Annotated in this window: 21 protein-coding genes; 11 read left to right on the top strand and 10 right to left on the bottom strand. The window is 53.9% G+C overall.

The annotated features are described in order from the left end of the window. Nucleotides 1-191: 191 nt before the first annotated feature. The 7 genes from EYC87_RS17650 to EYC87_RS17620 all read right to left on the bottom strand — a co-directional run bounded on the left by EYC87_RS17650 (nt 192) and on the right by EYC87_RS17620 (nt 7,953). Complete coding sequence (locus EYC87_RS17650) at nt 192-1,424, bottom strand: type II toxin-antitoxin system HipA family toxin (protein ID WP_279254042.1); 1,233 nt, start codon at nt 1,422-1,424, stop codon at nt 192-194. After that, nucleotides 1,417-2,004: a helix-turn-helix domain-containing protein gene (locus EYC87_RS17645; protein ID WP_279254041.1), complete on the bottom strand. Its 588-nt coding sequence runs from the start codon at nt 2,002-2,004 to the stop codon at nt 1,417-1,419. The genes EYC87_RS17650 and EYC87_RS17645 overlap by 8 nt, the downstream gene beginning before the upstream one ends. Nucleotides 2,005-2,667: 663 nt before the next feature. After that, nucleotides 2,668-2,871, bottom strand: coding sequence for a hypothetical protein (locus EYC87_RS17640; RefSeq protein WP_279254040.1), 204 nt, complete (start codon nt 2,869-2,871; stop codon nt 2,668-2,670). A 67-nt stretch (nt 2,872-2,938) separates the two neighbouring features. Next, nucleotides 2,939-3,706 (bottom strand): SDR family oxidoreductase, encoded by a 768-nt coding sequence (locus EYC87_RS17635; protein ID WP_279254039.1) that lies wholly within the window; start codon nt 3,704-3,706, stop codon nt 2,939-2,941. Nucleotides 3,707-3,738: 32 nt separating this feature from the next. Then, nucleotides 3,739-5,592 (bottom strand): long-chain-acyl-CoA synthetase, encoded by a 1,854-nt coding sequence (locus EYC87_RS17630; RefSeq protein WP_279254038.1) that lies wholly within the window; start codon nt 5,590-5,592, stop codon nt 3,739-3,741. Nucleotide 5,593: 1 nt separating this feature from the next. Continuing rightward, nucleotides 5,594-6,808 (bottom strand): acyl-CoA dehydrogenase family protein, encoded by a 1,215-nt coding sequence (locus EYC87_RS17625; RefSeq protein ID WP_279254037.1) that lies wholly within the window; start codon nt 6,806-6,808, stop codon nt 5,594-5,596. A 98-nt stretch (nt 6,809-6,906) separates the two neighbouring features. Then, nucleotides 6,907-7,953 (bottom strand): glutathione S-transferase N-terminal domain-containing protein, encoded by a 1,047-nt coding sequence (locus tag EYC87_RS17620; RefSeq protein WP_279254036.1) that lies wholly within the window; start codon nt 7,951-7,953, stop codon nt 6,907-6,909. A 279-nt stretch (nt 7,954-8,232) separates the two neighbouring features. Here EYC87_RS17620 and EYC87_RS17615 point away from each other — a divergent pair, with 279 nt between their 5' ends. The 3 genes from EYC87_RS17615 (at nt 8,233) to EYC87_RS17605 (ending at nt 13,256) form a co-directional block, all read left to right on the top strand. Further along, entirely contained in the window at nt 8,233-9,636 is a 1,404-nt protein-coding gene (locus EYC87_RS17615; RefSeq protein ID WP_279254035.1) for a coniferyl aldehyde dehydrogenase, read from the top strand. A 232-nt stretch (nt 9,637-9,868) separates the two neighbouring features. Beyond that, nucleotides 9,869-10,675, top strand: coding sequence for a glutathione S-transferase family protein (locus tag EYC87_RS17610; RefSeq protein WP_279254034.1), 807 nt, complete (start codon nt 9,869-9,871; stop codon nt 10,673-10,675). 76 nt (nt 10,676-10,751) lie between these two features. Next, a complete protein-coding gene (locus EYC87_RS17605; protein ID WP_279254033.1) occupies nt 10,752-13,256 on the top strand; it encodes a TonB-dependent receptor in 2,505 nt (834 codons plus the stop codon). 44 nt (nt 13,257-13,300) lie between these two features. Here EYC87_RS17605 and EYC87_RS17600 read toward each other — a convergent pair whose 3' ends face one another. Further along, nucleotides 13,301-14,470: a glutathione S-transferase family protein gene (locus EYC87_RS17600; protein WP_279254032.1), complete on the bottom strand. Its 1,170-nt coding sequence runs from the start codon at nt 14,468-14,470 to the stop codon at nt 13,301-13,303. 157 nt (nt 14,471-14,627) lie between these two features. Between EYC87_RS17600 and EYC87_RS17595 the strand changes: the two genes are divergently transcribed. From EYC87_RS17595 to EYC87_RS17585, 3 genes are all read left to right on the top strand, one after another. Then, nucleotides 14,628-15,836: an iron-containing alcohol dehydrogenase gene (locus EYC87_RS17595; RefSeq protein WP_279254031.1), complete on the top strand. Its 1,209-nt coding sequence runs from the start codon at nt 14,628-14,630 to the stop codon at nt 15,834-15,836. Between the two features lie 93 nt (nt 15,837-15,929). Next, nucleotides 15,930-16,874: a hypothetical protein gene (locus EYC87_RS17590; protein WP_279254030.1), complete on the top strand. Its 945-nt coding sequence runs from the start codon at nt 15,930-15,932 to the stop codon at nt 16,872-16,874. 56 nt (nt 16,875-16,930) lie between these two features. After that, nucleotides 16,931-17,401, top strand: a complete 471-nt coding sequence (locus EYC87_RS17585) for a hypothetical protein (RefSeq protein ID WP_279254029.1) — start codon at nt 16,931-16,933, stop codon at nt 17,399-17,401. Between the two features lie 36 nt (nt 17,402-17,437). Here the strand turns inward: EYC87_RS17585 and EYC87_RS17580 are convergent, their stop codons facing one another. Further along, entirely contained in the window at nt 17,438-18,463 is a 1,026-nt protein-coding gene (locus tag EYC87_RS17580) for an NADP-dependent oxidoreductase (RefSeq protein ID WP_279254028.1), read from the bottom strand. 298 nt (nt 18,464-18,761) lie between these two features. Between EYC87_RS17580 and EYC87_RS17575 the strand changes: the two genes are divergently transcribed. Beyond that, the gene (locus EYC87_RS17575; protein ID WP_279254027.1) at nt 18,762-20,093 is read left to right on the top strand and encodes a hypothetical protein; all 1,332 of its coding nucleotides are present in this window, start codon (nt 18,762-18,764) and stop codon (nt 20,091-20,093) included. A gap of 62 nt (nt 20,094-20,155) precedes the next feature. Here the strand turns inward: EYC87_RS17575 and EYC87_RS17570 are convergent, their stop codons facing one another. Next, entirely contained in the window at nt 20,156-21,181 is a 1,026-nt protein-coding gene (locus tag EYC87_RS17570) for an NADP-dependent oxidoreductase (RefSeq protein ID WP_279254026.1), read from the bottom strand. A 180-nt stretch (nt 21,182-21,361) separates the two neighbouring features. Between EYC87_RS17570 and EYC87_RS17565 the strand changes: the two genes are divergently transcribed. From EYC87_RS17565 to EYC87_RS17550, 4 genes are read left to right on the top strand one after another with little or no spacing between them, the layout of a single operon-like run. Then, entirely contained in the window at nt 21,362-22,003 is a 642-nt protein-coding gene (locus EYC87_RS17565; protein ID WP_279254025.1) for a hypothetical protein, read from the top strand. After that, entirely contained in the window at nt 22,000-23,676 is a 1,677-nt protein-coding gene (locus tag EYC87_RS17560; protein WP_279254024.1) for a sulfatase-like hydrolase/transferase, read from the top strand. Before EYC87_RS17565 ends, EYC87_RS17560 begins: the two co-directional genes overlap by 4 nt. A 9-nt stretch (nt 23,677-23,685) precedes the next feature. After that, nucleotides 23,686-25,143: a flavin-containing monooxygenase gene (locus tag EYC87_RS17555; protein ID WP_279254023.1), complete on the top strand. Its 1,458-nt coding sequence runs from the start codon at nt 23,686-23,688 to the stop codon at nt 25,141-25,143. A gap of 33 nt (nt 25,144-25,176) precedes the next feature. Then, nucleotides 25,177-26,298, top strand: a complete 1,122-nt coding sequence (locus EYC87_RS17550) for a glutathione S-transferase family protein (protein WP_279254022.1) — start codon at nt 25,177-25,179, stop codon at nt 26,296-26,298. Nucleotides 26,299-26,308: the final 10 nt, after the last annotated feature.

The following is a 26,308-nucleotide window of genomic DNA, read 5'->3' as shown; positions in this document are numbered from 1 at the left end:
ATCCCGCACGCTGAACCAGCGAAAATTACACAACCTGCGATTTGCAGGCTAGACTGGAGAAGCAACTGGCAGAAAAGTGTCTCTTAAAAATCGGGCCCATTGGTCCCAAGTTGGCTGACGACGTACACTCCTCGACAATCTGTTCCAGAATGTCTTCTTTGGTCGCCATATTTGTCTGCCCCTCACTAGATTCAAGGCACTGCGGCCAATGGCACTGTTCCCAGGTGGCTATCAATCCTTACTGCCACATCCGAATACAGTGGCAGATTATTCTTCTCTGCCGCCCAGTGCTGATGAAACAGCTCCACTGTTTCCCTCGCAGTATCGAGCACAAACGCCTTGGCAAGCCCAACCCGGTCAGCCAAATACACAAGCTCGTCTTCATCAAACCGGTCAAAGCGCTTGGAACGTCCGACGGTGAGTGCCGCCTCAGTATCCGGCAAATATGCAATCGTGGATACAAAGTCATAAGCCGGTGCCAGCCGGGCGATCCGCCGATCCGGATAGTAGACGGACCAGTTCTTGATGTGCATATCGGCATTACCGATCAGCGTATTGAAGACGAGCCTCTTCACGAATTCTCGGATATCGGCGTCATCACTTTCGGCTGCGATGACACTGGCGATATTGAACATACTGGCCTTCTTGTATTTGTCTTTGGGATAAATGCCGAAAATTTGCGCAAAATCTTCAATATGCACGCTGCTCCCATCGCTCAAGCGATCAAAGCGCTCAATGGCAAGTGCCTGTCCCTTCATCGCGGCCACGTCTTCCGGTAAGCCGCCAATATCAGCAATGTCGACAAGCTCCAGCGCAGGCACATTCATGCCTATCTTGCGCGCGAGCGTCATCATCGAGAACTCGTTTTCAGGCACACCATCGTGTTTATCAGACGGCAGCTTTACGATCCAGGAACCGCCGACCCCTTTGGCGGGAATGGTCAGCCCACCGGTGGCACTCGCAGCAGCAGAGAATTTTATCTGTACACCGGCCAGAGAAAAACGCAGTGCTTTCTCTTCACGCTCGCGCACTACCCCCTCGTCCAACGGCTCCCCAGCCTCGGGAGGCCATTCCTCACCATCGGCAGGCTGGACCCTCACCGCACCTGGCAAATCATTCCCCAGGGCCCAGAGTAGGAAAAATTCTCGCTCGGGACTCACAGCGGCCCGCTCGGCGAGGTACTCGCGCAGCCGCTCTTCGGGCAGAAGGTTGGAAAAGAATGGCATTACCTGGGTTTGATAGGGTCTGAACTCGGTCAGCAATTCTCCGAATTTGTCCTTAAACCCCAGCCCTAGGACGGGCCGGTTTTCATCCGCAATGTACTCTTCATTAAACGCGAATAAGCTGCGATCACCCTCAACACGCGTCAGCGTACCAATAGGCTCGCCGTATAAGAGGACCTCCAGCACAGACACATTAGCCATTATCATCCTCCAGACTGTATGCGGATCGGCTCACTCGCCTGACTTCCTCCGCCGGAGAATGCGCTATTGCATTACGTAACGCCTGCACACTGTTAAGTGACTCTATCAAGCGCTTGAGATCGGGCTGCCTGTTAACCCTGTCCAGTTCCTTTTGCAGCTCCCTGATGTTGCTCAGAAAGGATTCAGGCATGGAAAACCGCGTTAGATCATGTACGCGGCTTTGGAGCTGAGCCGCTTCCTTCACCGAGCCGAGCTTTTCGGCTATCTTGTCGGCAGTTTTTTCCAACTTAGCCAGGTCATCACTCAGAGCGAGGCTCGTCAGGCTGGGTAAGTCGGGTTGAGCGCTGCGCAAAATGGACTTCACCGCTGGAACGGCCTTACGCGGCACAAGCGCCAGTTCGAGGTCCAGAGCGCGGGCAATTTGAGTCAGACTCGACACACGGAGGTCCACCCCGGCATTTTCGATCTTGGAGATATGACTCTGAGGCACCCCCGCGATTTTTGCGAGTGCGCGCTGGCTCAGGCCCTTAGCTTCACGGGCGGTCCTGATTATTCTCGCGATCTCGCCTATCGTCTCCATACCCTCACCGTCTATCTACTATTATAGATCAAAAAGATTACGCTATATATAATAATAGATCATTGTTTCATCTTTGTCAGCACCTGATATATTAATATAGTTCATATGGTAACTTTGATGTATATAAATAGATCGATAAGACCGACTAATGCTAAATGTATGGAGCCCGCTAAACAAAATCAAACAACGCAGTAGGGTCTATCGACGTCTACACGACACGCCATAATCATCGTATACAACCACTTGGGGGGGCCTACCTGGAACCGAAAGACATTAACGGCACACAAGACTGGATCAGGCCGTCAAGGTAAGCGAACATTTGCCGGACACGCTAATAAGATCCGTCAACAGCTAGGGTAGAAGCCGAAGTGGAAATTAAGACATTACTCCGAAGACATCGCTCCGATATTGCTCTCGTAATTGGGAATGGCATCAATTTATATGTCGCAGCGCGCGCAACAAACTCCTGGCATGATCTATTGGTGAAGCTCGCGAAGAAAAACCTTCCTTCATCACTCAGGGCGGTACCTAGCGGTGTTGCACTTACCGAGTACTATGATGTGCTCGATCTCAAATCAAGCAAGTCAAAATCTAAAACACCACTGCAACAGCAGTTTTGCGACTTGATGTCCTCCTGGCAGTTTTATGACCATCATAAGCGTATCATTGAGTGGGCGAGAGACAACAACAATCCGATGTCCATGTCTGAATCTCGGTCGCGGAATCCATAGCGGCCCCGGCCGAGCAATCGCTCTCTACTATATCGAGAATCTCCAACATTCGATCCTGCCACTCTGGCGAAATCATGTTCTCATTGTTATTCATGGTAGCGACATGAATGTTGTCGTCTTTTTCGAGCTCAATCATTGGCCTGGTCCTTTTTTTCCACGGCGCTGTGGGCTGGCGGACCGTCGTTAAACAGAGGTTCTACCTTTCAGACGCTTGTGACACCACCATCGACGACAATAATTTGTCCCGTAATGAAGTTACCCGCGGGTGCAGCGAGAAATACCGCGGCCCCGGCAACTTCTTCCGGCAACCCGATCCTTTTCATAGGCGCTGTTGCCGTAACAAGTTCCAGCATTTGCGGGTCCTCCCAAAGAGCACGGGCAAAATCTGTTTTGATCAGGCCTGGCGCAATACAGTTTACACGGACATTATCGGCCCCAAATTCCGCCGCCAGGTTACGCGCGAGTTGGAAATCAGCCGCTTTGGATATGTTATATGCGCCAATTGTCGTGCTGCCTGTCATGCCGCCAACGGAGGACACGATGATGATGGCTCCCTCTTTGCGTTTACGCATACCCGGAGCAACCTGTTGAACAAGCCAGTGATTGGAAATCACATTGTTAGAGAGAATTTTTTTGAATTGCTCGTCAGAGATGCCGTCCATCGGACCATAGTAAGGATTGGTGGCTGCATTACAGACCAGAATATCCACTTCACCCAGTTGTTCATTCGTTGTTTCTACCAGCCTTTGCAGATCCTCTTTGGAGGAGATGCTGGCAGCTACCGCAATGGCGGTACCGTCACCATGTTCCGCATTAATTGCTTTGGCTACTTCCTCACAGGCCGGTGCCTTGCGCGAGGAAATAACGACCCTGGCGCCATGCGCAGCCATTTGCTCTGCAATCGCTTTGCCGATCCCGCGCGAGGACCCGGTTATCAAGGCGACCTTGCCGGTTAAATCAAAAAGGTTCATAAGATATCTCCATCAATAATAATCATTGATTATCAGTAACCCGATGTGCCAGCCACTATTTGCTGATAAAAGGCAGCATCCAGCAATTGATAAGTGTCACTGCGCGGTTTACGGACATAGATCGTGTCACCATCTACCCTGTCCGGGTGATAGGCCTCTTCACGCAATTGGTTTTTTTGCAGCTTGAACGTTGCCGTGGTCGTCACATTGCGCAGAACGCGGATAAACACCGGCTGTGCGTAAGCGGGCAGCTCCCGCTCCACCAGAGCCTGGAATGCATTGATGTCCAGCGCCGCTGCCGCTTCGCCCCCACCCTCTAGCTGAAAGGCGACCATGCCCGCTCGTCCTTCAACACCCGGCACTTCCACGCCGTAGACATTGGCCATGGTAATTTGGGGGTGGGCGTTGAGTACTTCCGCCACTTCGTTGGTAGATACATTCTCGGCGCGCCAGCGAAAGGTATCGCCGGTGCGGTCCACAAACTGGAAGTGCTTCATACCCATGGCAAAACCGACATCGATCTGCCGCACCAGATCGCCGCTATTGAACCAGCGGTCACCATCGGTCTGGACATTTTCCACAATCTTGCTGCTCGTCGCCTCGGGGTTCGTGTAGCCCTCAAATTCAGTTTCGGGCGTGATCTTACCCAATAATAAACCCGGCTCACCCAGCGGCACTTCGATGCAGTGTCCCTCGCCATCGCGAACAATGCTTTCGTTCTCAATATCGTATTGCACCAGAGCAACCGGACTCAGTGCAGCACCAATCGTTTTATCTTTATTCAACACATTCAAAAACGAGAAATTACCCTCGCTGGCGCCGTAGAGCTCGCAAATGCGCTGCACGCCAAAGCGGCCCTTGAACTGGTCCCACACATCCGGTCGCAGACCATTGCCCATCATTTTCATCAGGGGGTTGTTTTTCTCGGCAGCACTTTCCGGCTGATCCGCCAGGTAACGGCACAGTTCACCGACATAGACAAAACAATTGGTCTGGTATTCTTGCACCTCAGGCCAGAAGTTCGAGGCTGAAAAGGTGCGCCGCAGAAAAATCGAGGCCCCATGTGCCATAAAGCTAACAAGCCCGGGCATCATACCCGTGGAGTGGTACAGCGGCAGACAGAGGTACAGCCGGTCTCTGGGTTTGACCTGAAAACCGAGCTTGCTCATCATCCGAGCTACCACAAGATATTTAAAATGGGGCTGTAACGACGCCTTCGGCAGCCCGGTAGTACCGGAGGTAAAGACATACATCGCTGTCTCGGTGGCGGAGATCTCGCGCGTTACCTGCAGATTGTCTTGTGGCATGCTCGCCATCTCAAGGGCAATATTTTCGGCCCAGTCCGGGCAGCCATTATTATCGGCAGTTTCGCCCACCTCGGGCACCCAGAAGTAGTCACGACCTGCCTGCAAATTCAGGCCCTGCGCCAGTTCGGGCATAAGCTCAGCCAGACTGTTTGTGCGCTCGGCTCCCACAATACATTTCTTTGTGCTGGTCTCTTTGAGGCAGTGCACCAGGGCATTGCCGCTGAGGCTACTGTTAATTAGGCTACCCGGCGCGCCCAGTTTGGCGAGCGCCAACAGGGCGAGAATGAACTCGGCGCGATTTTCCATCAGCACCGCCACGCAGTCACCCCGTTTGACGCCCCGCGCCTGCAGCAGATGCGCCAGTTGGTTAACCTCGGCGTTGAATTCGCTGTAAGTCCACTGACGCCCCTCAAACAGCAGCATCATATTTTGTGGCCTACGGGCCACCGAATCTTCAAATACAGTAGCCAGCGATGCCTTATCTCCCTTTTTAGGTTTCTTACCGGCTAAAACCGGTACTATCTGCGCGAACTCCACCAGAACCCGTACCACTTCGCGGGAGTAAGCCAGGACACCCATATCAGCTTGCCAATTCGCGCATTGTCAGCTTCGCCAACTGTGACATATGCACCTCGTCCGGGCCATCAGCAATACGGCAGATTCGGGCATGGGTGAAGACCTCGGGTATCAACGTATCCTGGCAAACACCCATGCCGCCAAACACCTGCATGGCGCGATCCGCCACCTGCTGTGCCATGTTCGGTGCAACAATCTTAACCATGCTGATGTAGGGCTTTGCCGCTTCCACACCCTCGGAGTCCATCACGTGGGCGGCCTGCATGGTCAGCAGCCTAGCCTGCTCGATATCACAACGGCAGCGGGCAATCTCGTGCTGAACGCTGGTTTTCTTCTTCAATTTCTCACCGAAGGCCACACGCTCATCGGCGCGTGCGCACATTAATTCCAGGCAGCGCTGCGCGTTCCCCACCAGCGTCATCGCATACTGGAAGCGGCCGGGACCGAGGCGACCCTGGGCAATTTCAAAGCCGCAGCCCTCGCCCTTGATCATATTGCTCACCGGTACGCGCACATTTTCAAACAGCAGCTCCGCTTCACCGCCGGGCGAATGCAGGTTATCGAAGGCGCGAAGCGGCCGCACCAGTGTTATCCCCGGGGCGTCACGGGGCACCAGAATGGTTGAGTGCTGACTATGGCGAGGGTTCTCCGGGTTGGACTTGCCCATTACCAGCATGACCTTGCAGCGTGGGTTGACGGCTCCAGTGGTCCACCACTTGCGGCCGTTGAGCACGTACTCATCGCCATCGCGCTTGATTTCCAGCTCCATATTGGTGGCATCGCTGGAGGCAACCTGGGGCTCTGTCATGGCATAGGCACTGCGAATTTCGCCAGCCAACAGTGGTTCAAGCCACTGTTCCTGCTGCTGGGCTGTGCCGTACTTGGCCAGCACTTCAATATTGCCCCGGTCCGGCGCGTTGCAGTTAAACACTGGCTGCGCCCATACCACCCTGCTCATCGTTTCAAACAGCGGCGCAATCTCCACGTTGGTTAAGCCGGGGCTCCAGGGTTGATACTCGTGGGGCAGAAACAGATTCCACAGGCCCTCGGCTTTTGCCAGCTCACGCAGCTCGTCAAACCAGGGTGGTGTTTGCCACAAATTTCCCGGATCCAGACACCATTCGGCCATGTCGTGCTCACGGGGATAAATATGCTTCTGCATAAACGCTTCGAGTTGCGCATTGATCTTTTGAACTTTCTCACTTATCTCAAAACCCATTCTTGCATCTCCTTATCTGTTACTGTCTCGTACCGATATTTTCTGGCTCGAACGGCTTCTATCGCAAGTCGCGAAGTATGGTTTAGTACCGTGGCCCATCACACATTCCCCAGAAGCAGAGCTTCGCATCCGGTACCCGCCAGAATGCCATCGACACGCGCTCGATCTTCAGTGCCAAGCGCCTGATACTGTTCGTTAATCCATTTAAGGCATTTTGCCTGGTAAGGGAAGCTCTGTTGCGTCCAGAGCGCACCATCGATCTCTGCTTCCCAGGTCTTCTCCCCCGCCTGAACAGCCCGGCTATTGGCCAACAGCGCCGGCACATACATTCTGCCTACTTCTGTCAAAATGCCGCGCAGTGTAGCTGGCATCTCATTGGTACTATTCCAATCATCGGCACCTGGCTCCAAACCACTGAGATCTTCCATTAGTGACGTCCACGCAACTGTGCGTGGCGATAACTCGTGGGCGATAGCCCTGGGCGTTGGATCAAACCCCACTAATTGGGTCAACTGACCAACCATGGCAAAATCACCGGCACCGGGCCGGTTACCAAGCATATAGGGCTGGGCCTTCAGGTGTGCCTCCATCGCCTGTAGATATCGCCGGTAGCTGGCATCAATAATCGGAGCGGTCGCATCATTGGAACCCACCACATACAGGCGACTGATCTGACGCTCGGGTATCATGTTCTTCATTTGCTCGTGCTGCTCGGGTGGCAAATTCACACGAAAGTGTAGTGGCAACAAGGTGCCGGCATTGTCGGCATCTGCTTGAGGGTGCCAGCGATAGTGGAACATATATTTGGTGACCCACTCATCACCAAAGTCCTCTAGCAAATAGTCGATAAAAGCCAGTGCCGGGTCGATAGGAAGAACTGAGCGATCCGGGCTCATGGCTTCCAATCGCCTGATTATGGGTGTGGAATCGGTCACGGCTTTCAAATCGCCGTTGGCTTCCGGCAATATGAATGTTGGCAGCAGTACCGGTTTTGGCAGCTCAAGCCCCAGGGTGGGAATTACCAACTCCGGCTGCCCCCAGGTGATTTTGTGCGGGATTCTGCGGTAGCGAAGCAGGGAAAGCATCTTGCGGGTATAGGGCGAGCCGACCGCGCCAATCAACTGTATGTTCCTTGAATCTTTCATTTCTCTTCCAGTTTTGTGCCTGGCCGATGTATCAGTGTCTCTCTCCACACCAGCCCTACTATGCAAAAATAGTTATAGCATATGCAATGCTATTTTATTACAGTATCATGGATTTTGAAAGAGATGTTTATGACCATGGTGATTCACCATACGGGTCACAGCAATATATGTCCTGGCCGCTATGCCCAAGACCATGGCAGGTCGCATCGCGGTGAAAGAGGCACTCAAATGCGCGTGATCTCGCTAAGTATTCAACTCAAATAAGCACGGGAGAACTTCATGGCAGAGCCGATATATGAAGACATGCAGGCAGCACTGGACCGGCAAAGAAAAGCCCTTTTGACAGAAGGTGTTGTCAGCGCCGAAACACGAATAGATCGAATTGATCGGGCGATAAACATACTCAAGAAACATGGACCCCGTTTCGGCGACGCTATGGCCGCCGACTTTGGACACCGCTCTCGCGAACTGTCCAAACAGACAGATATTGATGGCTCAATTGAGCCATTAAAGTACGCCAGAAAACATCTGAAAAATTGGATGAAGCCTGAAAAACGCAAGGTTATGTTCCCCCTGGGCCTGCTTGGAGCGCGCGCCCGCCTCGAATTCCAGCCTGTTGGCGTGGTCGGCTGCATCAGCCCCTGGAACTTCCCGGTTCAACTCACTTTCGGCCCGCTAGCCGGAGTGTTCGCCGCCGGCAACCGCGCCATGATCAAGCCATCTGAATTCACGGTAGAAACATCGGAGTTGATGAAAAGGGTATTCGCCGAGGAATTTGACGAAGAGGAAGTCGCAATATTTACCGGCGGCCCTGAAGTTGGCAGCGCTTTTTCCCGCCTTCCCTTCGACCACCTGATATTCACCGGCGCGACATCGGTCGCCAGACATGTTATGAGGGCGGCAGCAGAGAATCTGGTTCCGGTAACACTGGAACTCGGTGGCAAGTCACCGGTGATTATCGGTCGATCTGCGGATCTCAAGCTCGCCGCAACCAATATCATTGCTGGAAAGACCATGAACGCCGGGCAAATTTGTCTGGCACCGGATTACGTTTATTTACCGGAAGAATGCCGCGATGAATTTGTCGAACATGCGCGTGCTTGCGTTGCCAGGATGTTCCCAACGATTAAGGATAATCCCGACTACACCAGCATCGTTAACGAGCGCCACTTCCAGCGATTGCAGGGCTACCTTGACGATGCGAAGGCAAAAGGTGCCAACCTGGCTGAACTTAACCCCGCGAAAGAAGATTTCTCTCAGCAGGAGCACCGTCGCATCCCTCCCACGCTGGTACTCGACCCCAGCGAAGACATGCAAATCATGCAAGACGAAATCTTCGGCCCCTTACTCCCGGTAAAGCGATACCAGGACGTGAGCGAAGCCCTGGATTATGTGAACAGCAAAGATCGACCACTGGGGCTGTATTACTTTGGCGAGGACAAGGCAGAGGAAACCCGGGTGCTGACACGAACAACCTCGGGCGGAGTTACCGTAAACGATGTCATCATGCACGTAGGCCAGGAGGACCTGCCCTTCGGCGGCGTCGGGCCCAGCGGCATGGGCTCATATCATGGCTACGATGGCTTCAAGAACTTCAGTCATTCCAAGTCAATCTTCACCACATCGAAGGTCGTGTCCAAAATTGCCGCGACCATGAGGCCTCCCTACAAGAAAGCCTCCTGATAGTGATTACGGTGTCACCGACAATGTATGACAAGGCCGGTTGAACCAGGGAAATTGATTATGCCAGGTGGTCAAACGCCCGTCGGGTATCCACACGCTCGAGCCAGCGGGATATATATTTTCGCAGCGATTGCTTTAATAGCATACCTCATGCTATAACATGAGGCCAGTGATAACGATAAACTTCCGAGAGTACCGCATCATGTCGAACAACGAGCGACATTCAAATGCAGTGCAGACATCATCCGGCCCAGAGTTCATCAGCCTCGACGAAGCTGCGGCCATGAAAACCGGCACCAGGGTCACCTTCGTCCCCGGAATGCCGGCTGTGTATTCTGAGGCCCTCAAGAACATCTGTTTTGTGAAAGGCGTGCCGCTGATCCGGGTACTGCATCCACACATGGGCATCGACAAGGCCACCGGCGAGGATCGACAGGCAAGGCTATACGAGCTGACCAGCCAGACCGGCTTACCCACGATGTTTCACAACGAGGAGCGGCCCAGAAACGTCTGGAGTGAGCAACTCGCACTGGCCGAACGAATCGGCGCAACGGGCTCCCCCTCGTTGATTCCTGATGATTTCGAGCTCCGCGCTGAAGTCTTCGGCCTCTGCGCTGTCGTAATGGGCGAGGACGGGATGGTCTGGAATATGAGAATTCTGATCGATACCCCGCTGGGAAGAAAATACGGTTACAGCGAGGCGGCTTGTACCGCGGCTCCGGACAAGGTCGCCGCGGTAGTCAGCCTGATCGATCGCCGCCTCGAAGCGCAGGAACAGCGCGGCTCTCGCTATCTCGTTGGCGAGACGCTAACCGCCGCTGACGTCTACTGGGCGACAATGAGCATTACGGTACTGCCCCCTCCCCCCGAGATCATGCCCCTGACCCGACAAAACAAAAAAGCGTTGGAGTACTTCGCAATGAATTCAGAGATCCCGGTAGTTGCAGAGGCTCTTTCCCAGAGGATTGAAGATCACCAGCGGTATATTCTAACGACATATTGTGAGACACCCGCCGTGCTGGGTGGCGACCCGCTGTGACATCACTCCAGCAGCGCAGACAAACCCTGATCGCACCACATCTAACCCCCCTATTTTCCCTCAGGAGCAATTAGCTATGTATAAAAATAGAATGCTAGCCACCATTTCGCCGTCCGCACTCTGTTCCGCCATTGCAGCAGCAAGCACGAGTATGGTGGCCCTGCCTTCCGCCGCACAAATAGTGGGCCTTGAGGAGGTCATAGTGACTGCCCGTAAACGGCAGGAGACCCTGCTGGACGCACCACTGGCAGTGACAGCATTCAGTGGCGATCAATTGCGCGCCGAGGGCCTGCGCAATCTGTCCGATCTCGCACGGGTGGTACCTAACTTAGATGTGGCAACCGATGCACAAGCACAGATTTACATCCGCGGTGTGGGTGCCCGCAATCCTGGTATCAATTATGATTCCGGTGTCGGTATCTATGTCGACGGTGCGTACCTCTCACGCATGCAGGGCGGTCTCCTGGACAACGTAGACCTCGCCAGCGTACAGGTTGTGCGCGGCCCCCAGGGTACCTTGTTCGGCAAAAACACCACGGGCGGTGCCATCATCTATACCACCAACCGACCGGTGGACGGGTGGGAGGGCGATTTCGAAGTCCGCGTAGGCAACTACGACAGACAGGATTTCAAAGGAACCGTCAATGTGCCATTGATAGAGGGCACCCTGAACTCCCGCTTGTCAGCCTGGTCTGTGCACCGCGACGGTTACATCGACAACGAGTGGGACGACAGCGAGCGCAATGAGGAGGATCGCGTCGGAGGCCAGGGCCAATTGCGCTGGCTTCCCACGGACGCCGTCACTATTGACCTGAACCTCAGCTACAGTGAAACGGACCAGGCCGGGTTTGGTCAAGATTGCAATCCGATTGACCAACCCGGGGCCGGTTTCCTGGCTGAGCAGCTGGCCCCGCTTTTGCTGGAGACTACCGGCAAGACATACGCGGAGCATTGTGCGGATAACGGTGCGCTGGGTAAAGACGATGTAATAAACGACTACTTCACGCCCGATACAAAGGAAGAGATATGGCAGGGTATTGCCACGCTGGAGTGGGAGCTCAGCGATAGCCTGAGCTTCAAGAGCATATCCGCCTGGCGAGACATCGAGAGCGAAGGGCCCACTGACGTCGACGCCGTGGGTATAGCGCTTCTCACCGCCGGCGCCTCTACTCCGGCTACGGATGGATTTCAGACCGATATTTTCAGCCAGGAGTTCCAGTTGACCGGCAGCACCTTGAACGACAAACTGAGCTTCGCAACCGGTCTGTATTACTTCGAGGAAAATGGCACAGTAAATCTGGCCAGTGGGCAAGGACCCTTGAGTGCGGACCGCTTTCCCGGCGCGCCTTTCCCACTGCCCGGCGATACCAACTTTCTGTTCTACAACTTCTCTTTACTGGATACTGAGACGGATAACGAATCAATGGCCGCCTATGTCCAGTTTGACTGGGATCTGGCAGACCAGTGGACTGTCAGTGCCGGAATCCGCTACACCGATGAAACGCGCGAGTTCAGACGCACGCGATTGGTTCCCGATGCCACTGTGGGGAATCCACCGGCACAACCGCTCGGGGGTGTTATCGGTGGCGAGGTCAGCGCATGGCTTCTGCCTGGGGGCATAGAGACTTTTAATATCGCGCACGACTGGATAGCGTCCATCGATCCACAGAACGACCAGACCGTTTCCGTGGATAGCGACGACTGGACGCCGATGGTCAGCTTGGGCTACTCCTTCGAAAACATAGGCTGGGTCGATAACGGCAACGCGTACCTCACTTATTCAGAAGGCTTTTTGTCGGGTGGCGTATCAGAGCAGCTCGACCCGGTTAGCGGTGAATTGGGCACTTTCAAACCTGAGGAAGTTAAAAACTATGAGCTTGGTGTGAAACTGGTTGCACTGGACAACACGCTGTCCATCAACACGGCCTTGTTTTACATGGACTATACCGATCGCCAGCTCACTAGCGTCAAGCTCAATCCCACCACAGGCGCACCCCAGGGTACGGCCATCAATGCCGCGGAATCATCAGTAATGGGACTGGAGATCGAGACTGTCTGGCTACCGCTGAGCAACCTTGAGCTAACGGCCAACCTGACGTTGAACGACGGTGACATCGATGAGTTTGACGACACCCAGATTCTTGGCGGAGGCGCGGGCAATGAGTTGGGGCTGGATTGCATTGAATTGGATACAGCACCGCTGGAGGTTTGCTCTATTGATCGCTCGGACGAGGACCTGCCGAGACTGCCGGAATACTCCTATACACTGGGTGCGCGCATGGATTTCTCGGTTGCTGGTGGCACATTGACACCGCAGATCTCCTACAATTATCGTGATTCGGTAGAGTATTGCCAGGACAGGGGCAGCTGCGTCAGCGGAGCCTACAATCAGGACCGGGAAAATTTGTCGGCCAGCCTCACTTGGAGCAACGAAACCTGGCGCATACGCTTGTGGGGTAACAACCTCACCGACGATCGCTATATCAGCGGTGGCCAGTTCGTTACCGATACCCTGGGCAGTATTGCGGGCCACTACAATGCACCACGTACTTACGGAGCAGATTTGGGCTTCAAATTCTAAGCCAGGCGGTAATAGTCGAGCTCACCGCTTGCATGAGCAGCACCTTACTCGAATGCCATGTAGGTCCCAACCCGGGTCAAGCGGCGCTCCAGCTTCAGGTCAGAGATTTGCGCTCCGCCACAGCGTGCTAACAGGCTGTGGCACGCTTTTTTCTCATTGTCAGAGAGCGCGTCTATCCAGTCCAGCACCCGCTGAATGACCCAGATCTCGTAACTCGATACCGATTGAAGAAATGGCGTGCCGCGAACCGTCGCGGTGAACTGGCAGATCACAGGTTCGTGGTCCCTCGGCTTGTCGGACAACATATCACCGGAGGATTTCTGGCTTTTGTCTAACGCCCAGTTGTTGTAGAGCTCTACCGATTTAACGATAGCAGGACCATAGGTTTCGAGACAAAAACGCAAGAATGCCAATGTGCCCTCGGGAATCTCATCATCAGCCAGATAAGCTTCGGGAATATCATGATGCTCGGGCGAGACGATGTCAGGGGTATTCATGTGCTCCGTCCAGCGGAATACTCGCGGGGCCTTTAGCTTCATGATATTAGAGGGCACCGGATCACGGCCAAAGTGACCAAATAACGGGCCCATCAATATATGGTCCGCGATGCTGGGCAGACCACCAAAAAGATAAGGATACTGCCGGAACTGTTCCTCCAGAATTCCCAGTGCATCCAGATATATCGCGTCGAATAGCGGCCACGTAGCAGGTGTATCACCGAAAACAGTTGTTCGAAACCCATTCATCCGTTCGGCAATCACCTCACCGAAATGAGCGAGTTCTTCATCGGCACCATGAGGTGAGAATGAACGGCCGAATTCTCGACCGACAAAGTCGTAATTATCGTCCTTGTAGTTCCAGCGGTAATGCCAGGCAGAACGACCCAGTGTGGCATCAATCAGAAACTCAAACAGGCGCGCAGCCATTTGCTGGCGAATGCCCGGCGGATAGGCCGGAGGCTCAGGAAATTGCGGTTCCAGTGTATCAAAGATCGCGATGCTGTCCTGTATCACCTGACCGTCGGGCGTTTCGATCTGCGGGATGCGGTGATTATCGCTGGTTTTGCGTACGTACTCGCGAAACCGAGGCGTACCGGGTACACGCTCAACAAAAGGAATTCCCTTTTTCCTGAGATAGCTACGCGGCTTTGCTGTTGCGTACGATGCATAGGAGCCATAGAGAGTGTAGACAGGCTTATCCGATGTCCGGCTCATTGTTGGCTCCCTTTAGGCTTTCTCATTGTGTCGCTATATATATTAGCATATACTACGCCATAATATTCAGACAATCCAAACACCACGAGCGAATCTGGCTTCTCAACAGCCTGCTCAATCTCAGAAATAGATTGAAGAGGGAAAACAAATGTGGCTGGTGAAGAAATTTTTTATTCGATGCTTGAGTAAATTTATCGGCTTTATAATGGGCCGAATGGACCTTCCCGAGCCAGAACTACTTAGCGGGCCGGGCAGCCTGAAGAAGCTGCCAGCACTTATTCAATCAAAGGGTGTTCGAAGCGTATTGCTGGTATCTGACAAAGGCATTACCGGCATCGGCTTGATCGACCCGCTGGTGCAAGCATTGGACAAAGCCGGTATCGACTGTACGGTATTCGACGATGTGCAACCCAATCCGACGATTGCAAACATTGACTCGGGCGTTGAGATTTACAGGGCGAACCAATGCGACGGTATCATCGCCTTCGGCGGCGGCTCGCCCATGGACTGTGCAAAGGTTATCAACGCAAGGATAGGTAACCCCAAGAAGACCGTGATCCAGATGCAAGGTGGCATGAAAGTTTCCGGGCCGCTATCTCCATTGTTCGCAGTACCCACAACGGCAGGCACAGGGTCGGAGTGTTCCCTCGGGGCGATGGTGAGTGACCCGGAAAGCCACGAAAAATTCGGTGTTGCCAGTCCATATTTGGTCCCGCCCTACGCTATATTGGACGCGGAACTGATGATTGGGCTGCCACCACATATCACTTCGTCCACCGGCATGGATGCTCTCACTCACGCGGTGGAGTCCTATATTGGCAATTGGGCTTCCGATTACACCAACTTACACGCCGAGCAGGCCGTGGAAATTATCCTTCGAGACCTCGAAGCGACCTATCTCGATGGCACGGATGTGGACCGCCGCCAAAACCTGGCCATGGCCTCACACCATGCAGGCCTGGCCTTTACTCGCGCAATGGTTGGCTACGTTCATGCCATATCTCACAATCTCGGCGGACTGTATGGCGTGCCACATGGTCTGGCCAATGCCGTTATTCTGCCCTTTGTACTCGATTTTTGTCGGCAAGACTGTGAGGCGCAGTTGGCAAAACTAGCTGTTATCGGCGGTATCGGCCGCGATAATGAGCCCACCGAAACCTTGTCTCTGCGTTTTATAGATAAAGTGCGGGAGATGAACCGGAATATGGATATCCCAACCGGTATCGCGCAATTGCGGGCATCGGATATACCCAACCTGGCTAAGCGTGCGCTCGCAGAAGCTCACCCGCAGTACCCGGTACCTCGGCTGATGAAACAATCAGAGTGTGAGGCGATACTGCGGAAATTGCTGACAATCACGGGTTAATGGTTATAGGACTAAATCAATCCTTGTAGAGCAGCCTGGGTGGCGCAGTAAACGGGACGGTTCACTAATTCACTACAAGTGGGAACGCTAATTATGACTGCATTTAAAACAGCAGTTACGCTCTGTGGCCCCTTGCGCCACCCTCGCCAAATGTTGCAGGAACAAACCTACGAAGGGCATGTGTCGATTCACGATGACAACATGGCAAATGATCTAGGGTTCTCCGGCGCACCGATCGAGGGACCAACCCACTTCAGTCAGTTCGACCACCTGTTATTTGAGTTGTTTGGTAAAGCCTGGTTTGAAAACGGCTGCATCAGTGCTCACTACCAAAACATGGTGATCGAAGGCGAAGAAGTTCGCGCTTTCGCGACACCTGCCGACGATAAAAAAAGCGCGGTAATTTGGGCTGAAAAAAAAGATGGCACCCCGGTTTTGCAAGGCAGTGCCTGTATCGGCCCGAATCACCCGGAATCTGAACTGGATCGCCGCCGCGCCAGGCTACGCCCTTCGCAGCAGCTGGTGATTCTGGCAGAGCAACATATCGGCATGAAAGGCAAACAGGATGAACATGTGGTGATGGGTTTTGATCAACAAATGGGTGATCTTTATCCGTTTAGCCTGAATGAGAAAGTCGAGAGAATGACCGAACCATCATCCTGGTACACAAATGCGGGCGGTAGCCAGTCCCCCTGGGGGAAAGCGATAATCCCGTTTGAAATGATCAGTGTGCTCACTGAATATTCCGCCCGCGAAGCCGAAATACCCCGCAAAGGTCCCGCCGTTGGATTATTTGTCGATCAGGAAATTAAATTGATAAAGGGGCCTCTGTTCGTTAATCACCCTTACCGCTTACAGCGTGAAGTCATTCATTTAGCCGAAAGCCGTCGTGTAGAATCCAGTTGGACATTGACAAAGGTATACGACGAAAAAAGTAACGAGCTTGTTGCTGAATGTATATTAAATCACTCGCTTGTGAAGTCGTCTTATAAAAAGTATGAAGAAGAGGCGATAGCGTTGGGAAAGAGCTCCAGCTAACCAAACTAGCGACAACAGAATATCACCCGGAACTCACAGCTGAAGAGGAAAAACCCATGACATCAACCCTCGACATCATTTTTCCCAAAACGGCCGACAACGAGTACCGTGGTGGGGCCATTGCTTTCTACGGGTTCTGTCTTTTCGTTGCCGCTGGGTTCTTCCGTAGCACAGTTCATCTCCTCCTTCCCGACGGGGGAATAAACTCCATCGCCAGTATCATAATTTTTGAAGGCACGCCTAATCCAAACGACGTCATCTACATGCTGCAATCGGGCGGAGGAGCGTTTCAAATGAGTTTCGCGGCGCTCAATGCCCTGGTGCTTTGGCGTTACCGCAGCCTGATCCCGCTGATGCTAGCGCTTATGCTGATGCAGCAGTTCTTTATCTGCATGGTGCAGATAATGCATCCGTTGACCCCCGATCACTATACGTACACGCCCCCGGCCTTCGCAGGAGCGGTTCCCGCGCTTATAGCACTAGCAGTACTGCTGTACCTTGCAGTTCGAAAATCCAAGGCCCATTGACGCATCAGGGCATGAACTGAAGATACGGATGAGGCTCTACTGAACGTCGGCCAGTTTCAGTAACTGTTTACCCTCATTGGCGCCGGTGTACAATCGCTGCAGCGTTGCGGGAATATTTTCGAACCCTTCCTGGACGTCCTCCCGCCAGGCGATCTCCCCGGCATTCACCCATCCAGAGAGCTCCTTCAGGGCCTTGCCCGCCTGAGCCATGTAATTCATCATCACGAAGCCCTGCATACGCAGGCTCCGGGATATCACCAAGTTCAGGTTGTTTGGCCCCGGCGGCGGACTCTCATGGTTATAGTTGGAGATGCAACCGCAGGCGACAATCCGACCGAAGTCCGCCATGTGGTTGAGAGCGGTCTGTAAAGTTTCGCCTCCGACATTGTCGAAGAACACGTCGACGCCCTTTGGGCACAGCTCTCGCAGGCGACCGTCCAGATCTTCTGATTTGTAGTCTATCGCCGCGTCGATTTTGCAAGCATCGACTAGCCATTCGCACTTCTCTCGGCCACCGGCAATGCCGATGATTTTGCAGCCTTTGATCCTGGCAATCTGTGCCACCACACTGCCAGTGGCCCCGGCGGCGCCGGAAACCAGAACAGTCTCTCCAGGCTGTGGCTGGCCTACTTCAAACAGCCCGAAATAGGCAGTCAAACTGGTACCGCCTAAGACACCCAGCGCTAGATTGGGTGGCGTACCGTCGCGTAGTGCTCTCGGTGATGAAGGGGCCGAGGGATCGCCAATACTGTATTCCTGCCAGTTCGCCATTCCCTGCACCAGCGTACCTTCAGGCAGTTGGGGGTTATCCGAGCGAACCACCTGGCACACGCCGGGGGCACGCATGGGCTCGCCGATTCCGACCGGGGGCAGGTAGCTAGGCCGGTCGTCCAGCCAGCCACGCATACCGGGCTCGAAACTGAGCATGAGGGTCTTGAGAAGTACCTGACCCGAAGCCAGATCTGGTTCCGGCAGAGGAGACTCCACCAACTCAAAGTGCTCCGGCCCCACCAATCCCATAGGGCGTTCTTTCAGTAACCACTGTCTGTTTGTATGGCTCATCTGATTCTCCTTTTCAATATTGTGCGATTGGCGTCGAGCTGCTGACCACCGCTGCAGCGTAAGCTTGCCGACGCTTTACTTTACATATTGTCATATGTAGTGCTATTAGTGTAGTCTCTTGATAAACTAAATTGTCCAGTCAGTTGAAGCTTTGAACGCAAACATTTTGCAGATCCAAATTGGAGCAGTGATTTTGGCAAGCACACTATCCGGGAAACTACTCCTCGCGGTACTCGCCTTGCTGATAGTGATAGCTGTTGCCTACCGAACAACGTTGTAACCAAACCGAGGAAAGAACATGACGCTACAGGATTTTCAGCTGGGGACCGCCGGGTACTATCAGAATTCGAACTACCCAGTAGAATGTGGTGGCGTCAGGCGCCAGAAGCACGCTCGGAGTCCAGGGCTGAATATTCAGCCCAATGAGAGATTAGCCATTACATCACGCCAATTTTCAGCTGGACGGTGGGTTATCGCCACGTTCGATGTTGATGGTAGGCTTTTCGTATTTGGTTGCTCTACCCCAGGACAGCCTGATGTTTCATTTGGCTGGGTTGAGGAGGTTGACCCAAATACGTTGGATACGATTAACACCTCACCAGAGTTGGCTACAGGGGGGCACAACTGGTGTGGTGGCGCGGGTGTACTCACAGATGGCACTATCATTACCGGGTTTGGTCGGTACATCCACAAGCTTAATCTTGATCTTGAGCTAGTCGCTGAGATGGAACTTCCTGTAGATCAAGCGCATAACGGCGTGATGCGTTTGTCGGACGGTATGATGGTTACGCGCAGCATGGAACACGACCCAAGCAGAAATTCCGTATTCACCCTTTTTGACCCGGGCAATCTCGAGTGTTTGGATACTTTCGAGTTTGTCGGGTCCTCGATAGGACGTTTTTGCATTGATCCAGGGAAGGACTGGGACAGTCTGTATGCCACAACTCCTACCCATGTTCATCGACTCATCTACAAGGACCGACATCTAAGCATGGATCCAAACTGGAGTGCTTGCTATGACTTGCCCGGCGAGGATCAGGGCTTTGCTTGGTGCAACACTGTTGGTGATGACAGCGTATGGTTTATGGATATGGGTGATCTTCCTCCAGTTGAGTCCATGATGCGTGCTTACCCTGTCGGCACAAAGCCCATCGCGTTTTCTCCTCTGAATCAGGCTCCATTACGTGTTCACAGAGTCTCAACACATGACAGCAGTTCATCGGATGTACTTACCCCCTTCGGTCTGCCTGCAGGGGGCCAAGCGGCTTCAGCGCTTTATGTGCAGGATAAGAGCATTTTGATGGCCTTTGATACGCTCAATCGAAAAACTGGAGCGTGGCGATTCAACGGCGCTGGCGACTTTACCGAACTGTGGGTTCGCGACATAGCCAACTCCAACCAAGCACTCTATTACCCGGACACAGGAGAAGTGATTCTCGACGATGTGTTAGCCGACCAGTCTGTCGACGCCGTGGTAGTTGATCTAGAGACAGGATTGGAAAAGGGGCGAGTGGCTACTGGCACTCTTTTTGCGGCTGGTATGATGGCGTGTCCTGGATTCGAGCGTGATTTCTATGTCGCTAGTGGGGTGCATGGAGCCCTTTGTCGAGTGTATGTATCTGAAACGTAAGGGCTCTTCATCATTAACGGGGGACACCGGAATTCATTAAACGGTACTGCCAAGTTAGTTCCCTACTGCGGATCCGCCACTTTCAGTAACTGCTTGCCCTCGTTAGCGCCGGTGTACAGGCGCTGCAGGGTCGCGGGAATATTTTCGAAACCTTCCTGAATGTCTTCCCGCCAGACGATTTCCGCCCCGTTCACCCACCCCGCCAGTTCCTTCATAGCTTTCCCCGCTTGAGCCATGTAATCCATCATAACGAAACCCTGTATGCGCAGGCGCCGGGATATCACCAAATCCAGGTTATTTGGACCGGGTGGTGGGGTTTCGTCGTTATAGCTCGAGATGCTGCCACACAGCACTATGCGACCATACTCCGCCATGTGATTCAGAACAGTCTGTCGTGTGTTGCCCCCGACGTTGTCAAAAAACACGTCCACCCCCTTTGGGCACAGCTCCCGCAGGCGGCTGTCCAGGTCTTCCGATTTGTAGTCAATCGCCGCGTCAAGCTTGCACTCGTTTTTTAGCCAGGCACACTTCTCCTGGCCACCGGCAATGCCGATCACCTTACAACCCTTGATCCTGGCGATCTGCGCTACAACGCTGCCGGTGGCACCGGCAGCACCGGAAACCAGTACAGTCTCACCCGGTTGCGGTTGACCTACTTCAAGCAGGCCAAAATAGGCCGTCAGGCTGGTGCCGCCGAAAACACCAAGGGCGAGATTGGGTGGCATACCCTCGCGTAGTGCTCTCGGTGATGAAGCGGCCGAGGGGTCGCCAATACTGTATTCCTGCCAGTTCGCCATTCCCTGCACCAGCGTACCTTCAGGCAGTTGGGGGTTATCCGAGCGGACCACCTGGCACACGCCGGGGGCACGCATGGGCTCGCCGATTCCGACCGGGGGCACGTAGCTTGGCCGGTCGTCCAGCCAGCCACGCATGGCGGGCTCGAAACTGAGCATGAGGGTCTTGAGAAGTACCTGGCCCGAAGCCAGATCTGGTTCCGGCAGAGGAGACTCCACCAACTCAAAGTGCTCCGGCCCCACCAATCCCATAGGGCGTTCTTTCAGTATCCACTGTCTGTTTGTATGGCTCATTTCTTACTCCTTTTTATCTTGTGCGATTGGTGTCGCGTTGCCGGCCACCGTTGCAGCGTAAGCCTGCCCGTGCGCTATTTTTATTTTGACACAGGCAGTGCTAATAATATAGTCTCCTGATCAAATAATTGATCCTGTCAGTAATTATTACTTGCGCAGACATTTAGTGGAGAAGTATTCGTGACAGTCACCAAGTGGACATGGCTAATAATATCGGTAATCTACGTCGCATTTTTCAGCTGGTATACCTCGTTCAAGGAGCCACTTACCCAGCAGGAAATCGACCATTATCTCGAGAAAGTCGAAGCAAAACCCGAGGAACTCGCCAGTTTTCGCAAGTTCATGGAAGACGATGACGGCAATGATTTCGTGATGATCAACATCATGGAAATGAACGACACGCCCTTGCAGATCGAAGGGGTGGAGCCCGGTGAGACCACCGATCAGGTACTGGCAAAATACATGGAATATATGTTCCCGGCCATGCTGTCCAGGGCTAGTCATCCCGTATTTCAGGGCCAGGCCGTGTCCGACCGGGCTATGGATATCATGAATGCAGATGGCATGGAGACATGGACCGGAGCCGCTGGTGTTCGTTACCGTAGTCGACGCGACATGATCGAGATCTCAACCAATCCGGAGTTTACTGGGAGGCACGAATTCAAGGTGGCCGCGCTGGCTAAAACCATCGCCTTTCCCGTTGCCCCGTTCAATTACCTGGGCGATCCCAGGCTAGTGCTGGCTCTGCTGCTGGGCTTGATCGGCTGCGCTGTGGGTTGGTGGCAAGCACGTAGTGTTCTGGAGGCTCAATCCTCGACATGAGAAAACTCTTTGTCGCTTTGCTACTGGTTGCAGTCACCGCAGGTATCGGCTGGCAAAATCGCGTCGACCTACTGGTCTGGGCCATGCCCAGGCTGACGGCGCTTTCCTCCCCCGTGGCGCCGAACCGGCCGGTTAAATGGTCTGCGGGCCCCGATATTGCCGCGCTGCCTGTAGAGCAACGTCCACCCAATATCGTTCTGATCATGACGGACGATATGGGCTTTAACGATATCTCCCTGTACAACGGCGGTGCCGCCGATGGCAGCCTGATGACGCCCAATATCGATGCGTTGGCTGCGGAAGGCGTGCGTTTTGACAACGGTTACGCGGGTAACGCCATCTGTGCCCCTTCCCGCGCCATTTCCATGACAGGCCGTTACAACACCCGTTTTGGCTATGAGTTTACTCCTTTCCCCAAAATCGGTGTCACCATATCCCAATGGATGCTTGACCAGAATCCAGGCGCCTTACCGGGCTTCATCGACGCTGAAAGAGCTGATGCCATGCCTGGAGTCTACGAGGCGGGTATGCCCGCAAACGAGATCACGGTCGCCGAACTGCTGCGCGATAGCGGATACTACACGGCGCATATCGGCAAATGGCATCTCGGATCGGAAGGCGATATGGCACCCAATCAACAGGGTTTCGACGACAGCCTTGAGCTCAGCGGCCTCCTGTATTTGCCTGAGGACGATCCCAATGTGGTCAACCAGAAATTTCCGCACGATGTCACTGACCGAATGGTTTGGGCTGCCGGAAAATTCTCCGCGCGCTTCAACGGTAGTGAAGAGTTCGCACCAGCGAAATACCTGACCGACTACTACACGGATGAGGCGGTTAAAGTCATTGAAGCCAACCGAAATCGCCCGTTCTTCCTCTACCTTGCACACTGGGGTCCGCACAATCCACTACAGGCCAGTCGCGAAGATTATCAATCACTGGCGCATATTGAAGAGCACGGCCTGCGGGTATACGCCTCCATGCTGCGTTCACTGGATCGCAGCGTTGCCAGAGTTACGAAGGCCCTGGCCGACAACGGGCTTACAGACAACACCCTGATTCTGTTCACCAGCGATAACGGTGGCACTCACATCATCGAGCAAGCTGACATCAATGCGCCCTATCGTGGCTGGAAGATGACTCAATTCGAGGGCGGCCTGCACGTGCCGTTTATCGCCAAATGGCCCGCCAGGTTACCCGCCGGTAGAACCTATCAACGCGCGGTGCATCACATGGACCTGATGCCAACAATCGCCGCCGCGGCGAATGCCGCACTGCCGACTGATCGCAAGATAGATGGGGTAGACCTGATTCCCTTTATACTCGGCGAACGCAGCGAGCCCCCCCACCGCACCCTGTTCTGGCGTTCCGGTCACCACCAATCGGTTCTGCATGAGGGCTGGAAGCTGATTCGCGCCAACCAGCCGGATCAACCGGCTGGAACCCCGCAGAAAAAGTTTCTGTTTCATCTCAGTGCCGACCCTACTGAGCAGAGAAACCTGGCCGAACAACGCCTTGATAAGTTGGCAGAACTCGAAGCCCTGCTGGCCGCACACAACGCAGAGCAGGTTGACCCTATCTGGCCATCGGTAATTGCTGGGCCGATGGTCATAGACAAGCACGGAGGTCAGCCTTATGAGCCGGGTGATGACTATATCTATTGGCCCAACTGAGGGATGTATATGACTAATGAAGCGCAGCGGGTCGATGTTCTTATTGTGGGTGCGGGCCTTACCGGTATCGGTTTAGCGCGACACCTGCAGCGTGAATGCCCGCAAGATAGCTTTGCATTGCTGGAAACTCGCAGCGCTATCGGTGGCACCTGGGATCTTTTTCGCTACCCCGGTATTCGCTCTGACAGCGATATGTACACATTCAGCTATGGGTCCAAACCCTGGCTGGCTAAACAGTCTCTGGGGGATGGAACCCGAATACGCAACTACATCACCGAAGCGGCCAGGGAGGCTGGCGTGGATAAGCACATTCGGTTTCAGCACAAGGTAATCAGCGCCAGTTGGTCATCAGAAGACGCCTGCTGGACGGTTACGGCCCTGCGAACAGATACCGAGGAGACTGTTTGCTTTAGCTGTAATTTTCTAATGATGTGCTGCGGCTACTACGATTATGAAGCCGGCTATACGCCCGACTTTCCTGGTCGCGATAGTTTTTCAGGCAAAGTCATACACGCGCAGCAATGGCCTGAAGAGCTCGACTATCAGGGCAAGCGAGTAGTCGTCATTGGCAGCGGTGCCACCGCTGTAACACTCGTTCCGGAATTGGCGAAGCAGACAAAACACACCGTCATGCTGCAACGTTCGCCAACGTACATTTATTCGAATCCAATCGAAGATCCCTGGGCTGTAACCCTGCGCAAGTTCCTGCCGAACACCTGGGCGTTCCGCATTACCCGCTGGAAACAGATGGCTGCACAGATGTTTGGCTATCAATTAGCACGCAGGAGGCCGCAGTTGGCCCGCAATGCACTGTTGCAACAGGCTCGTGATGCATTGGGCGCCGACTACGATATCGAAAAGCATTTTACTCCCAGATATAACCCGTGGGACCAACGGGTGTGTGCAGTCCCGGAGAATGACCTGTTCAAGGCTATTCGCGAAGAGCGCGCCGAAGTCGTGACCGACAAGATCTCCAGCTTTACTGAAACCGGAATTCAATTGGAATCCGGGAATGCTTTAGAGGCAGATATCATCGTGCTGGCAACGGGCCTGAACATGAAATACCTGGGTGGCGCTTCAGTGACCGTTGATGGTCAGGAAATCGACTTGTCATCGCACTTCGTCTATCGAGGTACCATGCTGTCGGACCTGCCCAACTTGGGCCAGGTATTTGGCTATGTGAATTCTTCCTGGACACTGAAGGCGGATCTGATCAGTAAGTATGTGTGCCGGCTCCGCAACCACATGCGTCGCTCCGGGAAACGAATAGCCACACCCCGCGCAGATGCAAACGGCATGCAGGCTTCTCCTTTTCTCGACCTGTCGTCAGGCTATGTTACACGCGGCATGGATTTATTCCCCAAACAAGGCGATTCGTCGCTCTGGCGCGTCTACCAGAACTATTACATGGATTTCTTCAACTTACGGATGCGCCCGGTCCGTGACCGTGTACTTGAACTAAAATAGGCCCTTGGCAATCAATGACACAGGATGGCCGCTATGAGTGATCAGGACAAAGCCAACCAGGCGCAGCAACACCAGCTGGTGATATACCCGGATGAGTACGAGCTGATTGGGTCAAAAAACTCCTACTTCTCCGCAAAGGTGCGCGCCTGCCTGCTATACAAGCGCCTGCCCTATGTCGAAGTGACCGCCAATATAGAATCCATTATGCGCGCCAAGCAGCTTACCGGATCGCATATATACCCGGTGGTAATGTGCCCGGACGGTGCGGTACTGCGCGATGGCTGCGATATTGTTGAAGCGCTCGAAAAGCGCCACCCGGCGCGTCCGGTTATCCCCGCTGATCCACTGCTACACCTGGTCAGTCTAATCACAGAACTGATAGCCGATTGCTTTATTCTTGAAGGGGCAATGACAACCCGCTGGTGCCATGACCGCAACGCCGAGTGGGCCAAGCGGCTATTCAGCCAGGTTTCCAGTGAACGCGTAAAGGATACCCAGTTGCGCCAACGCGGGATTGATAACGGCGTGCGCATAGGAACCTCAATTCGCAAGCGGTTTGCTGAGCTGGCTGGAACTGACTATGACCCGCAGTTACACATAGAAGCCACACGCGACATTCTGTCCCGCCTCGATACCCATCTCACTGCCACGCCCTTCCTGCTCGGTGATCGGCCTTCCCTTGCAGACCTGGGCATGCTCAACGCAATGTACGGGCATCTCTATCGCGACCCCGGTGAACTCAGTGATTATATGCATTGGGAATGTATCAGCCTGTCTCTATGGACGGAACACATGTTAGCGGCGGCCGGGGAATCGGATCGAGGCGACCTATACCTCACGCCATCCATGGAGCATGTGCTCGCCGGCTTCGGCCAGTGGTATGGCGAACGGGCGTTAAACCAGGTGAAGCAAGCCGATCAGAGCCTGCGCGACAGGCCTCCCGGGGAGATCATCGGTATCGGTTCAGCGGTCCCCCCTTATACGGCCTGGAGATGCCAACGTTTGCGAGATTTCTATCTGCAGCTGGGCACAGAACACCTGGCCGAGGCAGAGCGATTACTGGAACTATCAGGCCTGCTCGAGATCTGTCACTTCCAAGCCGGCTGGCGGGGGGAAAAACAAGAGCAAGAGCTGGTGATAGTGGCGAATCGCTAATGACTTCAAA

The organism is Candidatus Seongchinamella marina, from assembly GCF_026262685.1.
Taxonomy (GTDB): Bacteria; Pseudomonadota; Gammaproteobacteria; order Pseudomonadales; family Halieaceae; genus Halioglobus; species Halioglobus marinus.
Note: the sequence above shows the minus strand (reverse complement) of the source record. Positions and strands in the feature narration are given on the sequence as shown.

Coding starts and splice junctions, on each gene's coding strand:
- EYC87_RS17650 (WP_279254042.1), bottom strand. CDS start 1,424: ATGGCTAATGTGTCTGTGCTGGAGGTCCTCTTATACGGCGAGCCTATT.
- EYC87_RS17645 (WP_279254041.1), bottom strand. CDS start 2,004: ATGGAGACGATAGGCGAGATCGCGAGAATAATCAGGACCGCCCGTGAA.
- EYC87_RS17640 (WP_279254040.1), bottom strand. CDS start 2,871: ATGATTGAGCTCGAAAAAGACGACAACATTCATGTCGCTACCATGAAT.
- EYC87_RS17635 (WP_279254039.1), bottom strand. CDS start 3,706: ATGAACCTTTTTGATTTAACCGGCAAGGTCGCCTTGATAACCGGGTCC.
- EYC87_RS17630 (WP_279254038.1), bottom strand. CDS start 5,592: ATGGGTGTCCTGGCTTACTCCCGCGAAGTGGTACGGGTTCTGGTGGAG.
- EYC87_RS17625 (WP_279254037.1), bottom strand. CDS start 6,808: ATGGGTTTTGAGATAAGTGAGAAAGTTCAAAAGATCAATGCGCAACTC.
- EYC87_RS17620 (WP_279254036.1), bottom strand. CDS start 7,953: ATGAAAGATTCAAGGAACATACAGTTGATTGGCGCGGTCGGCTCGCCC.
- EYC87_RS17615 (WP_279254035.1), top strand. CDS start 8,233: ATGGCAGAGCCGATATATGAAGACATGCAGGCAGCACTGGACCGGCAA.
- EYC87_RS17605 (WP_279254033.1), top strand. CDS start 10,752: ATGTATAAAAATAGAATGCTAGCCACCATTTCGCCGTCCGCACTCTGT.
- EYC87_RS17600 (WP_279254032.1), bottom strand. CDS start 14,470: ATGAGCCGGACATCGGATAAGCCTGTCTACACTCTCTATGGCTCCTAT.
- EYC87_RS17590 (WP_279254030.1), top strand. CDS start 15,930: ATGACTGCATTTAAAACAGCAGTTACGCTCTGTGGCCCCTTGCGCCAC.
- EYC87_RS17585 (WP_279254029.1), top strand. CDS start 16,931: ATGACATCAACCCTCGACATCATTTTTCCCAAAACGGCCGACAACGAG.
- EYC87_RS17580 (WP_279254028.1), bottom strand. CDS start 18,463: ATGAGCCATACAAACAGACAGTGGTTACTGAAAGAACGCCCTATGGGA.
- EYC87_RS17575 (WP_279254027.1), top strand. CDS start 18,762: ATGACGCTACAGGATTTTCAGCTGGGGACCGCCGGGTACTATCAGAAT.
- EYC87_RS17570 (WP_279254026.1), bottom strand. CDS start 21,181: ATGAGCCATACAAACAGACAGTGGATACTGAAAGAACGCCCTATGGGA.
- EYC87_RS17560 (WP_279254024.1), top strand. CDS start 22,000: ATGAGAAAACTCTTTGTCGCTTTGCTACTGGTTGCAGTCACCGCAGGT.
- EYC87_RS17555 (WP_279254023.1), top strand. CDS start 23,686: ATGACTAATGAAGCGCAGCGGGTCGATGTTCTTATTGTGGGTGCGGGC.
- EYC87_RS17550 (WP_279254022.1), top strand. CDS start 25,177: ATGAGTGATCAGGACAAAGCCAACCAGGCGCAGCAACACCAGCTGGTG.